This window comes from Micromonospora humida (assembly GCF_016901255.1).
Lineage (GTDB): Bacteria > Actinomycetota > Actinomycetes > Mycobacteriales > Micromonosporaceae > Micromonospora > Micromonospora wenchangensis.
Genome location: NZ_JAFEUC010000003.1, coordinates 373,053 through 385,866, shown reverse-complemented (window position 1 = coordinate 385,866; position 12,814 = coordinate 373,053). Strand labels below are relative to the sequence as shown.

General features: G+C 76.2%; 8 protein-coding genes and 1 pseudogene. 4 read left to right on the top strand and 5 right to left on the bottom strand.

Going from position 1 to position 12,814, the window contains the following annotated elements:
* Positions 1-73 precede the first annotated feature (73 nt).
* Both JQX11_RS08675 and JQX11_RS08670 read right to left on the bottom strand, forming a co-directional pair.
* Positions 74-910, bottom strand: coding sequence for a zf-HC2 domain-containing protein (locus JQX11_RS08675; RefSeq protein WP_204924454.1), 837 nt, complete (start codon positions 908-910; stop codon positions 74-76).
* Between the two features lie 75 nt (positions 911-985).
* Positions 986-1,555 (bottom strand): sigma-70 family RNA polymerase sigma factor, encoded by a 570-nt coding sequence (locus JQX11_RS08670; RefSeq protein ID WP_307826121.1) that lies wholly within the window; start codon positions 1,553-1,555, stop codon positions 986-988.
* Positions 1,556-1,883: 328 nt separating this feature from the next.
* On the opposite strand from JQX11_RS08670, the gene JQX11_RS08665 reads away from it, so the two are divergent.
* Positions 1,884-3,995 carry a copper resistance CopC family protein gene (locus JQX11_RS08665; protein ID WP_204924452.1) on the top strand — a complete coding sequence of 704 codons (2,112 nt, stop codon included), beginning with the start codon at positions 1,884-1,886 and terminating at the stop codon, positions 3,993-3,995.
* A 146-nt stretch (positions 3,996-4,141) separates the two neighbouring features.
* Positions 4,142-4,993 (top strand): pyridoxal kinase PdxY, encoded by an 852-nt coding sequence (gene pdxY, locus JQX11_RS08660; RefSeq protein WP_204924451.1) that lies wholly within the window; start codon positions 4,142-4,144, stop codon positions 4,991-4,993.
* Here the strand turns inward: pdxY and JQX11_RS08655 are convergent.
* Positions 4,958-5,947 (bottom strand): annotated as a pseudogene (locus JQX11_RS08655) (DUF817 domain-containing protein); the annotation flags it as partial. The gene pdxY and the pseudogene JQX11_RS08655 overlap by 36 nt on opposite strands.
* Positions 5,948-5,989: 42 nt before the next feature.
* Positions 5,990-6,475, bottom strand: a complete 486-nt coding sequence (locus tag JQX11_RS08650) for a hypothetical protein (RefSeq protein ID WP_204924450.1) — start codon at positions 6,473-6,475, stop codon at positions 5,990-5,992.
* A gap of 166 nt (positions 6,476-6,641) precedes the next feature.
* On the opposite strand from JQX11_RS08650, the gene JQX11_RS08645 reads away from it, so the two are divergent.
* Complete coding sequence (locus JQX11_RS08645; RefSeq protein ID WP_204924449.1) at positions 6,642-8,948, top strand: hypothetical protein; 2,307 nt, start codon at positions 6,642-6,644, stop codon at positions 8,946-8,948.
* Here the strand turns inward: JQX11_RS08645 and JQX11_RS08640 are convergent.
* The gene (locus tag JQX11_RS08640; RefSeq protein ID WP_232377621.1) at positions 8,897-11,020 is read right to left on the bottom strand and encodes a hypothetical protein; all 2,124 of its coding nucleotides are present in this window, start codon (positions 11,018-11,020) and stop codon (positions 8,897-8,899) included. The genes JQX11_RS08645 and JQX11_RS08640 overlap by 52 nt on opposite strands.
* Before the next feature lie 279 nt (positions 11,021-11,299).
* On the opposite strand from JQX11_RS08640, the gene JQX11_RS08635 reads away from it, so the two are divergent.
* On the top strand, positions 11,300-12,784 hold the full coding sequence (locus tag JQX11_RS08635) for a S8 family serine peptidase (protein WP_204924448.1): 1,485 nt from the start codon (positions 11,300-11,302) through the stop codon (positions 12,782-12,784).
* Positions 12,785-12,814: the final 30 nt, after the last annotated feature.

Genomic DNA, 12,814 nt, shown 5'->3' with positions numbered 1-12,814 from the left:
GTCCCGCCGGGCGGGACGCGCCGTCGGCCGCCGCCCGTCGGGCGGGGGGACGGCAGGCCGGGTGGCGTCGCGGTCAGGCGGCCGACCGGTCGCGGGTCCGCGCCGAGCCGGCGTGCGGCGGCAGCAGGCGTACCGTCGGGGCGGCGGGCACGTCGTCCGTACGCAGCCGCCAGGCGGGCCGGTCTCCCCGGCCCCGCCCTGCCGGCCCGTCCGGCCGCAGCCGGGGCCGGGACAGCGCGACCACGATCAGGTAGCCGGTGACCAGGAACCCGTGACTGACCAGCCGGGTCGGCTCCACCCGGCCGGTGACCAGGTCGTTGGCCGAGAGCAGCACGAGCGCGCCGACGAAGGCGCTCAACATCGGCAGCAGCCCCCCGGTCGGGGCGCGCCGGGCGGCCACGAAGAGGAAACCCGCGCCGACGGCGATGTTCCACGCGGCCGACTCGTGCCACAGGTGTCCGGAGGCCAGCGTGTCGAGCGCGCCGTGGGCGTGCCCGGCGGCCGGGCCCCGGCCGACCTGGGCCAGCCCCAGCACCAGTTGCAGGGCGCCGATCAGGGCCAGCCCGGTGCGCAGGACCGGCACCACCCGGTCCCGCATCCGGCGGGGGGCGGGGAGCGCGGCCAGCACGACGTCGACGAGACCGGGGCCGGCCGCGGTGGCCCTCGGCTCCGACCCTGCCGTGGCCGGGGTCGTCGACCGCAGGCGGCCGGGCCGGTCGACAGTCGGGTCGCGGCGGTCGGTGGTGGAGAGCGTCAGGCGGGATCGCCGGGTCACCGTCGCGGCCCGGTCACACCACTGCCGGCAGCCCGCGCACCCGTCCAGGTGCGCGTCCGCCGCGATCCGCTCGGCGGGGGTCTCCTCGCCGTCCAACTGTGCCGACAGGATCTCCCGCCACTGCTCACACCCCATGTACGGGTAGTCGGCCGGCAGGGCGCGGTGGTTCCCGTGGGCTCCCGGGGCACGGTCGCGGCCGGGGGGCGACGGTCAGCCGGCGGCGCTTCCCGGCCGGTGGCGGATCGCCCGGGGGTTCCCCTCGACCGCCGCGACGAGATCCTCGCGGGCCCGGGCGACCCGGGACCGGATGGTGCCGACCGGGCAGCCGCACACCTCGGCCGCCTCGGCGTAGGACAGGCCGAGGACCTGGGTGGCGACGAACGCCTCCCGACGGTCGGCGGGCAGGGCCAGCAGCAGGTCGTTGAGGACCACCTCGCCGTCGAAGCCGCTGCCCCGGGTGTCCGGCGTGTCGTGCCACTCGGACAGCGGCACCGTACGCGGACGCGAGGTGGCCGCCCGGACGTGGTCGACGGCGGTCCGGCGGGCGATGCCGAGCAGCCACGTACGGGCCGAGGAACGGGCGGCGAACGACGGCAGCGAGCGCATGGCCCGCAGGTACGTCTCCTGGGTGAGGTCGTCGGCCTCGGCCGGGCTGATCAGGTGCGCGACGAACCGTCGTACGTGCTGTTGGGTCGCCCGGATGAAGCGGGCCGCGGCCTCCCGGTCACCCCGACCGGCGGCCAGCGCCCACGCGGTGATCTCCGCGTCGTCGTCGCCCACCTGCCACCTCCGTGTCCGGTTCTGCCGCCTGTCGTGCTCCGCCGTCGTCCGCCAACGGTAACGACGGGGTGTAGTAGGTCCCGGGTGAGCGTACGGCATACCCGGCGTCATCCCCGCCCACTGGTACGGACGGAAGGCGTCGGCGGATCATCCGTACCGGGGTCGGGTACGGAGGCCCACCGTGACCGGCCGGACGCGGGGTGCGGAGCCGGGGACGAATTTTGATCATCCCGACCTCAGGTTGGGACGCCATAGCCAAAACTTTTGCCATCTGCGTAAAAAGTTAGTGAACTATTGATTGAAGTCCACTCTTCGTGAGGATGATCCGATGCGCTGTCCCCCTCCAGCCACCGGACCCGCCGGGCGTACCCTCGCCGGCCTGCTCGCCCTCGTGTTCGCCGCGGCGGCGGTCCTGCTGCCCACCACTGCGGCGCAGGCGCACGGCACCCTGGCGATGTCCACCCCGGCGGCCAACGCCACGGTGGCCGAGCCGCTGACGACGGTGGAGCTGTACTTCACCGAGCAGGTGGCGGCCAACGCGTACTTCACCGTCACCGGGCCCGGCGGTGGCCGGGTCGACAACGGCTGGCGGCACGGCTCCCCCCGGCCCCTGGACAAGCCGGTCCGGGAGTACCTGCTGGTCGACGGCAAGTTCGAGCCGAAGGAGTACAGCACCGGCTTCCCGGCGGTGGTCACGCTGGCCCACCTGCCGGCGGCCGGCCAGTACGCGGTGAGCTACCTGTCGGTGGCCTCCGACGGCGAGCCGGTCCGGGGCACCATGACCTTCCGCTACACCGGACGGCCGACCGCCGCGCCGTCCGGCTGGCAGCCCCCCGTCGACCAGCCGGACCCGGCGCTGGTGGCCGCCGCCGAACAGCACGCCACCTCCGGCCACGCCGGCCCGGCGGCCTCCGCGGTGCCGACCGCCCCGGTGACCGCCGCCGCGCCGGCCACCCCGCCGGCCGCCGCCCCCGACGAGGACGGGAACGGCCTCGGATGGCTGGCCTGGGCCGGCGGTGCGGTGCTGGTCGCGGCGGCGGTCGGCTTCGCGGCGTGGCGACGTCGCCCGGTGCCCGCCACCCGGCCCACCGGCCGGCCCCGCGCCGGGGGGACGGCCGCCCGGCCGGGCTCCGGCACCCGCGTCAACCGGTCGAAGGCGACGGGTGGCGGCAGGAAGACGGCCCGTCCGGCCGCCGCCCGCCGTACGGTGGTCAGCGCGTCGGTGACGACCCCCGCCAGGACCGGCGCGGCCTCGGCCAAGGCGGTCCCGGCGGCGGCCCAGGCCGCCCCGGCTGCTCCGGCCTCCGGCAAGGCGAAACGACCCTCCGCCGCGCCGGCTGCGGCCACGGCGGCAATGGTCACGGTCAAGGCCGGGCCCGCCGAGGCGACCTCCGGGCCCGCCGAGGCGACCTCCGGGCCCGCCGAGGCGGCCTCCGCCGCGACGTCCGCCGCCGTCGACGCGACGGACTCCGGCACCGGCGTGGCGGTAACCGCCGCTCCTGCGCCGAACCCCGGGTCCCGGCTGGGCAACACGGGTCTCGCGTTGCTGGTCGGAGGGCTGGTGGTGGCCCTGCTGGCGGGCTTCGGGCTCGGCCGGATCGGTTCCGGTGCCCGGCCCGCCGACGGCACCACCGCCGCCCCGCCGGCCACCGGTGCGGCGCCGGCGGCCGGGGACGGGCACCAGCACGGGCCCGGCACCGGGGCGCACACCCATCCCGGCGACGCCGGTGGGGCCCAGGCGCAGGTGACCGGGCTGTCGGTCAACGCCGGTGGTTACACCGTCGAGCCGGCGGCCCGGACCCAACCGGCAGGCGTACGGGCCGACTACCGGTTCCGCATCGTCGGCGCGGACGGGAAGGCGGCGACCCGGTTCGCGGTCGTCCACGACAAGCCGCTGCACATGGTCGTGGTGGGGCGGGACCTGAGCGGCTACCAGCACCTGCACCCGACCATGGCGGCGGACGGCACCTGGAGCGTCCCGCTGACGCTGACCCGGCCCGGCGGCTACCGCATCTACGCCGACTTCTCGGTGACCGGCGCCGCCGGCACCACGGTCCCGCTGGTGCTGGGGGTCGACCACCAGGTGCCCGGCGCGCACACCCCGGTCCCGCTGCCGCCGGCCGCGTCGCAGTCGACGGCCGGGCCGTTCACGGTCACCATGGGCGGCACCCCCACGGTGGGGGTGACGGTGCCGCTGTCCTTCCGGCTCGACGGCGTCGACCCGGCCCGCCTGGAGCGCTACCTGGGGGCGTACGGGCACCTGGTGGTGGTGCGCGAGGGTGACCTGGGCTACGTGCACGTCCACCCGGACCAGGAACTGGTGGACGGGACGGTGCGGTTCTGGCTGACCGCCCCGAGCGCGGGCCGCTACCGGGCGTTCTTCGACTTCCAGGTCGACGGGACGGTGCACACCGCGCAGTACACCCTCGACCTGACCTGAGCACGGTTCCGGCCGACCCCGCCTGCACCGCCGGGGCCGGCCGGAACCGCCGCCGCCCGCCCGGTCCGACCCGGGAGGTCGGCGACGCGGGGGCGAATCGGTGGGCCCGTACCCGCGGTGTCGGGGGGAACGGCCATGATGGGCCGGTGAAGATCCTGTCCATCCAGTCCTCGGTCGCCTACGGCCACGTCGGCAACTCGGCGGCCGTGTTCCCCCTCCAGCGCCTCGGGCACGAGGTCTGGCCGGTGCTGACCGTGCACTTCTCCAACCACACCGGGTACGGCGCGTGGCGCGGGCCGCTGCTGGCCCCGGCCGACGTGGCGGAGGTGATCGAGGGCATCGCCGACCGGGGGGTGCTCGGCACCGCCGACGCGGTGCTGTCGGGCTACCAGGGCGACCCGGCGATGGGTGCGGTCATCCTCGCCGCGGCCGACCGGGTGCGGGCCGCCAACCCGGACGCGGTGTACTGCTGCGACCCGGTGATGGGCGACACCGGGCGGGGGATGTTCGTCCGGCCCGGCATCCCGGAGTACCTGCGTGACGTGGTGGTCCCGCGCGCCGACATCATCACCCCGAACCACTTCGAGCTGGACTACCTCGCCGGCCGGACGACCACCTCGCTGCCCGCCGTGCTGGACGCCGTCGACGTGGTCCGTGCCACCGGCCCCCGGGACGTGCTGGTGACCAGCGTGCTGCACGACGACGTGCCGGCCGGCTCGCTGGAGGTGGTGGCCGTCTCGGACGAGGGCGCCTGGGCGGTGACCACGCCGCTGCTGCCGATCAACCCCAACGGCGGTGGCGACGTCACCGCCGCGCTCTACCTGGCCCACCTGCGGACGACGGGCTCACCGGCGACCGCGCTGGAACGCACCATCTCCTCGGTCTTCACCGTGCTGGAGCGGACCCTCGCGGCGGGCACCCGGGAGATCCAACTGGTCGCCGCCCAGGACGCCATCGCCGACCCGCCGGCCCGGTTCACCGCCCGCCGGCTGCGCTGACCCGGGCACGGGCGGCACCGCCGACCGGCCCCCGTCGGTGGCACGTTCCGGCTGCGGCGGTCGGGGTGACGTCTCCGGCGGTCGTGGCTTTTCCGGTGGGCGGGGTGGCGAGACCCAGGTGACCAGGACCACCGAGATGATCATGAGGAGGAACCACGAGGCGAGCTTCGTCGGCGACACCGGGTCCCACCCGGCCACCTGACCGGGATAGAGCCACGCCTGCGACCAGGTGGCGATGTTCTCCGCCAACCAGATGAAGAAGGCGACCAGGAGGAAGGCCAGCAGCAGCGGCATCCGCAACCGGAACCGGAAGACCCGGAACTGCATCACGCAACGGCCGAACACCACCGCGACGACGGCGATGAGCAGCCACCTGACGTCCGGCAGGTAGTGGTTGGTGAAGAAGTTGGCATAGATCGCGACCGCCACCAGCGCCGTCACCCGGCGTCGGGGGTAGCGGGTGAAACGCAGGTCGAACAACCGGTTGACCCGGACCAGGTAGGAGCCGACCGCGGCGTACATGAAGCCACTGAACAGCGGCACCGCACCGAGCCGCAGCACCCCGTCCGGGGCGTAGGACCACGAGCCGATGTGCGTCTTGAACAACTCCATCGCCGTCCCGACCAGGTGGAACAGCACCACCACCCGCAGTTCGCGCAGGGTTTCCAGCCGTCCGGCCAGCATGGCCGCCTGGATGGCGACCGCGGCGACGGTCAGCAGGTCGTTCCGGGCGAGGGCGGCATCCTGCGGGTACCAGAGCCGGGCCGCCAGGATGACCGCCAGCATCGCCCCGCCGAACACGCACGCCCAGGCCTGCTTGAGCACGAAGACCAGGAACTCGACCAGCCAGCCGGCCGGCCCGCGTCGGGGCAGCCGGGCCAGGACGGCACGGAAGCGGGCGTCGACCGCACGTTCCGTCGTGGTCAGGCCGCTCGGTCCGGGCGCAGGAGGCATCGGGGCGACGCTACCGGGTGCCGGCCCCGCCGGTGCCGCCGGTCAGGGGGAGGTCGAGAGCGTGCTGATCAGGCCGAGACCACCGCAGCAGAGCAGCAGCACCACCGGCAGGATGACGAGCACCAGGCTGTAGTTCGACCACATGCCGAACTTCGTCACGTCGGTGCCCTGCCCGTCGTGGACCCGGTTGCGCCAACCGCCGAAGCGGAACGACAGCGGGTACACCAGTCCGGGCTGGACGGTGAGCGCGGTGGTGACGATCGGGATGCCCATGAAGTCCGTGTAGCGGATGTCGTGCGCCCCGGCCGGCACGGCCACGTACCAGGTGCCCTCGCCGGGGATCGACACCAACCGCCCGTCGACCTTGAAACGGCTGGTGGCCGGGACGGGCACCAGGTACGGACCACGGTTGACCGAGACGGCCAGCACCGCGTGCCCCGGCGGCGGGGGGATCGGCTGAGGGTAGGCGATCAGCGGCGTGACGGGGCCGGGCGCGGACGGGTACGACGGCTGAGGGGGGTACGACATCGCCACATCCTGGCACGACCCTCGGACGCGGTGCGCGCGGGCGGCCTGCCGCCGGCCTGACGGGACGGCACCCGCCCACGCGCAGGACGATCCGGCTCGGGTTGAACCGTCGGCACCCCGGTTCGTATAAGGGGGCCGGGACGGGAGGATGTCGGTGGGACCGAGGGTGTGGAAAGCGATGGTGGCGATGCGGCGGGCCTTTGTCACGGTGCTGCTGGCCGGGATCGCGCTGCTCGTGGCGGCACAGCCGGCACAGGCGGCGCAGCCGGCGGGCGTGGCGCGACCGGCGGGTGCGGTACGGCCGGTCAGCGCGGTGCCGGCCGAAACCGGTAGGTACTACGTGGTCGGGCCACCCGTCGACGGGCAACGGGAGTACCTCTACGCCATCGCGCTACGTACCCTCGGTAACGGCAACCGGTTCCGGGAGATCGTCGACCTCAACGTCGGCCGGCTCCAGCCCGACGGCGAGACGTTCACCGACGGGGTGGTCCTACGCCCCGGCTGGCGGCTCGTGCTGCCCAGGGACGCGCAGGGCCAGGGGGTACGGATCGGCCGGCTGCCGCAACTGGGCCCACGGTCACCGGCTCCGGCGAGCCCGAGTCCGCGCGCCACGACCCCGTCCCGCCCCGGTTCGACCCCGCGCACGGTGGCCCCGTCCTCCGCGGTGGCCTCCCGTCCGGCCCGGACGGCCGCCGCGACCACCCGGGCCGTCGCCCGGCCGCCGCAGGCTCCGCAGGCGGGCGGCGGGCTGGACCCGCTGCTGATCCGGGTCGGTGCGGGGCTGCTGGCGGTCTTCTTCGCCGCCGTGGCCGTACTGCTGCTGCGTCGTGGCGGGCCCCGCCGGCTGGTGCTGGAGGACGACGGGCCGTGGCCGCCGCAGCGGCACCACACCCCGACCCCCGCCGAACTGGCCGCCGTGCCGGTGCCCGGCGAGGTGGACACCGCACCGCCCCCGGTCACCCGCCGGCCGCCCGCAGCGTCGCCGCCGACGGCACCGCCGTCGCCCCCGCCGGCTCCGCCGATCACCCGGCCGGTCACGGCACCGGCCCGGCGACCGGCCCCGCCGGCGGTCACCCCGCCGATCCTGCCCCCGCCGCCGTCGGTGGTCCTGCCGGCACCGCGTACCGCCGCCCCGCCGGCGTCGCCCCCGGCGGCGGAACCGGCGGCGCTGCCGGCCGCCGCGGCCCCACCGGCGTCGGTCCGGCCGGAACCGACCTCCCCACCCCGGCCGACCTCCCCGCCGGAACCGAATTCCCTGCCGGGGGCGACCTCAGCGCCGGTGCCGACCTCGGCGTCGGTGCCGGCGGCACCGTCGGGCCCAGCGTCGCCACCGGTGCCGGTGCCGGTCGAGGGGTCGACGACCCCGCCGGAGCCGACCGGAGGCCCGGCTGCGGCGTCCATCCCGGGGTCGGCGGAACCCCCGGTGACGGAACCGGTCCCGGGGGCGGCCTCCGTGCCGGCGTCGGAGCCCGCGCCGGGAGCGGGGGCCGAGGTGGCGGCACCGGAGGCGATCCTCGGCACCCGTCCGTCACCCCCCGCGACGACGGGCGGGCTGCCCGTGAAGCCGGTCTGGCCCCCCAGGGCACCACGGTCGGCACCACCCCGACCGACCCCGATCGACCCACCGCAGCCACCGGCCGTCCCGGCGGCGGTCGGCCCGGAAACGCCGCCGGCCGTCCCGCCGCCACCGGTTGTTCCGTCAGCCGTGCCGCCGCTGGCGACCGCAACCCCGCAGCCACGGGCCGTGCCGCCGGCCACGCCGACCGTCCCGGCCTCGGTGGTGTCGCCGACCCCGACGCCGCAGCCGACCGGGACCGCCACCGCGTCGGCCGCAGGGGCATCCGCCGGGAGCGGCGGCGCGTCGGCCGAGGTGGATCTGCCGCGTCCGGCGGTGCCGGCCGGCAACGAGGTCCCGTACCTGAGCACCGAGCTGGAGACCGGACTCGGGCCGATCCGGGTCCGGCTGGTCGGGGTCGCGGCGGGCCGGGGCGCGCCCGCGTACGCCTGGCTCGGCCCGGACGAGACCGCGCCCCCGGCGACCCTGCCCCTGGTGCTGGGCCACCGGGGACCGTGGCGGTTGCACGTCGACCTGGGGCGGGCACCCGACGTGCTCACCCTGGTCGGCGACACCGACGACTGCCGGCGCACGGCCGCCCTGTTCGCCGGGCGGCTGCGGGCCGGGGGGATCGGCGTGGCCACGGTGGGCGACGTGCTCGGCGGGCAGGCCCCGCAGGGGTGCCGGTCGCTGCCGGGTCTGCCGGCGGCGAGCGCGCCCGACGTCGACCCGCCCGCGCCGTACGTGGTGTTCACCCCCGGCCTGGCCGGTGCGGAGCTGGCCGGGGCGCGGCGACTCGCCACGGACACCGGGGGGCGGTGCGTGCCGGTGGTGATCGGACCGGTGCCGGCCGGCCGGTGGTCGGTTCAGGTGTCCCCGGTCGACGGCGGGCCCACCCGGGGCGGTACGGCGGACTGAAGGCCGGCGACGGCGGACGGCAGCGGCCCCGGGGTGAACTCCGCGATCCGCTGCCACCCGCCCCCCTGCGCCCGGAAGGCGCGCTGCACCACGATCCGGTCGTACGAGCGGCTGGCCAGGACCAGGTCCACGCCGGCCCGGTGCAGCCGGTCCACCCTGCTCCGGACCAGGGGCAACCCGGCCAGCATGGTGTGGGTGGCCCCGACATCGACGGTGCGTCCCGCCGGCACCCGCACCTCGACCAGCAACCGGCCCGGTCGGGCCACCGGCCGCTGCTGGTAGAGGGGCAGCCAGCCCCGGGGCAGCCCCCGGGACCGGGCCGGCAGCAGCGCGTACGCCTGCCGGGTGCCGAAGCCGGGCCAGCGGCGGACGTCGTTCGGCAGGCCGGCGACCGAACGGTTGGTGGGCGCGGCACGGATCCGCAGGGGCTCGCCGTCGGCGTCCACGGTGGGCAGCAGGCGGCTGAACCCGTCGCAGCGGAAACCGCCCACCAGCCGGACCCGGTCCAGCCGGGCGGCCGGCAGCAGGTAGGTGTCGGGGCTGCCCAGGACGTACTTGAACCGCGCCGGCACGTGCGCCCGCAGCACCGCCATCGGGATCGCGCCGCCCGGGGAGATCCGCACCCGCAGCAGGTCGCTGCCGGCCGGGGCCGACCGGGGGTCGAGGAACGCGGGCACGAACAACTCGACGCCGGGCAACCCGTCGCCGACCGCCCGCGCCGGGTCACCCTCGACGAGGACGTAGGCCTCGAACGTCTCGGCGTTGACCTGCTGGCCGCGTCGCAACCAGGGCGGGCCGTAGTCGGCCGCGCGGCGGCTCTCGGTGACCAGGGCGGGCCGGGGGAGGGGCACGGCCGGCTGTTCCGCCACCACGGCGTCGGCACCGTCCGGTGTCGGGGGTGCCGCGTCGGCCGGGTCCGCCGAGGGGGACGCGGTGGCACCGTCCGGTCCGGGGGTCGGGTCGTCGGCGTGGGCCGGTCCCGGGTGGCCGTCGGCCGCGCCGGTGTCGACGGCTCCGGCGGCGGGGGAGGTGACCTCGATCCGTTCCCGGTCGCGTCGGGACACCAGCAGCCCCTCGGGGGTCGCGTCCAGGGTCGACGGGCCGTCGGCGTACCTCGGCCGGTGGGCCTGCCACGCGGCGACCGCGCCCGTCGGGTCGAACGCCCGCAGGTCGCGCCGGTCGTCGATCAGCTCGGCCCGGCCGCCCGCGGGTGGGGTCCAGACGGTGGCTCCGGTCGTCTCGGCCAGCTCGACCACCTCCGCGACGAGCCGGGCCTGCTCGTCGGCGTCGGACGGCCAGGTCAGCCAGAGCCGCAGGTCGGCGCCGTAGAGCGGCAGGTCGCCGAGGAGCGCGGCGAGCTGCCCGCCGCTGTGCACGTCCTGGGTGCCGCTGTAGGTGCCGACGAGGAACCCGCCGGAGCGGGCGGTGACCGCGACGGTGACCACCCCGGTCGACGCGCCGAGCCGGTGTGCGGTGGCCCGCCTGGTCACGAAGTCGGCCCGGGTGGCCAGGGCGAGTCCGTCGGGCAGCGGCAACCCCACCACCCCGGTACGGGGACGGACCAGCCCGTCGTCCACCGCGAACCAGCCCGGCAGGGAGGTGGCGAGGTCCGGTGGCTGGAGCACGAGCCAGTCCATCGGCTGACGGGTCACCCGGTCCAGCGGCACCGCGTCCAGTGGCCCGCTGTCGGCGGTCGGGCGGGTGGACCCGGTGGCCGACCGGTCGATGGCGTGCCTGATGTCCGAGCCGTCCGGGCTGACCAGCACGTCGTGCCCGAGCAACCCGGCCACCTCGGTGAACAGGTCGAGGTGCCGGGCCCCGTCGTCGGCGAGGATCCGGACGTCCTGCGCCGCGTCCGCGCCGTGCCGGACCAGGGTGGCGACGGCCCGCGCGTCGAGCGGCCGACCCGGGGCGGTGGGCACCACCAGCCGTCCGCCGGGGCCCGGGGCCAGCCAGAGGTCGTACAGGCCGGCGATGCGGCGGTGCCGGCGCGGGTCGAAACGGCGGGTGGCCGGCACCCGGTCCAAGCCGTTGCCGCCCACCGGCTCCACCGTGCTCCCGAGCCCGTTCACCGCCGCCCCACCTTCGTCTCCACCGGCACCTGATCGCCCGGCCGGTCGTTCGCCGCCACCGTCGGTGGTGGACGGTCGCCCGCCTGCCGGTCAGCTGTCCCCACCGGGGGGACGGCCCGAGGAGACGTTCCCGTCATCGGCGGCCGGTACCCTCGGCTGACCTCATGACGAGGATCATGGAAATCTGGTTCAGATTGATTTGAACGGACCGGCCGCTGATCCGCAATAGACGGTGAAGGCCGGTGACGCTCGGCCATGGTGACTGAAGGGGGACACCCAGTGCTGGCGAAGCGCTCGATCCTTGCCCGCCTGCTCGCGGTGGCGATGGCCGGCTGCGTGCTGATGGCGCCGACCGGGCCGGCTGTGGCGAAGGCCACCAGCGATCCGCAGCCGTACGTGAAGTACTACGTGGTCGCGGCGCAGTACCAGGGCCAGCCGGAGAGCCTGACGGCGATCGCGCGGCGGTTCCTCGGTAGCGGCGAACGGTCCGCGGAGATCTACCACCTCAACACCGGCCGGGTGCAGCCCGACGGGTCCCGGCTGACCGACCCGGGCAGCCTCAAGGCCGGCTGGCAGCTCGTGCTGCCCTGGGACGCGGCCGGTGAGGGGGTGAAGTACGGCCAGCTCCCGACCGGCAAGCGGCCCACCCCGAGTGCCCGGCCCTCCGGCGGGCCCGACCCCACCCCCAAGGCCGTCAGCCCGAGCCCGAATCCGAGCCCCACCCGGACGGGCGGCAGCCCCCGACCGGGCGCGACCGGTCCGAAGTGCACCGCCACCACCGGGTCGAGCAGCCGGTCGGACTGGGCGCAGCTGCGGATGGCCGCCGACAGCGCCTGGACCCTCACCCGTGGCAACGGGGTCAAGGTGGCGGTGGTCGACACCGGCGTCGACGCGAGCGTGCAGCAGCTCAGCGGCCGGGTGGCGGTCGGCGCGGACGTGACCGTCGGCAACGGGCGCGGGGACACCGACTGCCTGGGCAGCGGCACCGCGATGGCGGGCATCATCGCCGGTGACAGCAGCGTCGACGGCAGCCCGGTGGGCATCGCGCCGGACGCCACCATCCTGCCGGTACGGGTGGTCCGCGGTTCGGGCGCCGCGCGGGCGGCCGACGCGGCGAACGCCATCGAGGTGGCGGTCAGCGCCGGTGCGTCGGTGGTCGCGGTCGGCTCCCACGTCGACCTCGGTGACCCGGCGGTGGCGTCCTCCGTGGCCACCGCCCTCGACCACGATGTCCTGCTGGTGGCCGGTGCGCCGACCAGGGCCGTGACGCCGCCGTCCCCGGCCGGCCGGTCCGGGGGCGGTGCGCTGCTGTTCACCGGTGGCGTCGGTGCCGGCGACCAGCTCGCCGAGCAGTACGTGCAGGGCGCGGTGGAGGTGGTCGCGCCCGGGGTGGACGTGGCGAGCCTCGGCGTGGGCGGGGGCAAGGCGGTCAGCAACACCGGCACCGAGTTCGCCGTCGCGTTCGTCGCCGGGCAGGCGGCGCTGATCCGGGCGGCCCAGCCCGACCTGACCGCCGCCCAGGTCAAGGAGCGTATCCGCAGCACCGCCGACGCGATCGGCGCGGCCCCCGACGCCAAGTACGGCTCCGGCATGATCAACCCGGCCGCCTCGGTGTCGGTGGCGGTCGACGACCGCAACCAGGTGGCCAGCCAGCAGCAGGGCAGCACCGGCGCGGCACTCGCCGTCATCCTCGGCATCGCGCTGCTCTGCGGCGTCGCCGTGGTCTTCGGCCTGCGGCTGCGCCGCCGCCGGTTCGCCGGCTGAGCCCGCTACCGGTCGTGCCCGGCCCGGCCG

Bases quoted from the DNA above. Each gene is read 5' to 3' on its own strand.
- JQX11_RS08675 (WP_204924454.1), bottom strand. From the start codon at position 910: ATGGGGTGTGAGCAGTGGCGGGAGATCCTGTCGGCACAGTTGGACGGC.
- JQX11_RS08665 (WP_204924452.1), top strand. From the start codon at position 1,884: ATGCGCTGTCCCCCTCCAGCCACCGGACCCGCCGGGCGTACCCTCGCC.
- JQX11_RS08650 (WP_204924450.1), bottom strand. From the start codon at position 6,475: ATGTCGTACCCCCCTCAGCCGTCGTACCCGTCCGCGCCCGGCCCCGTC.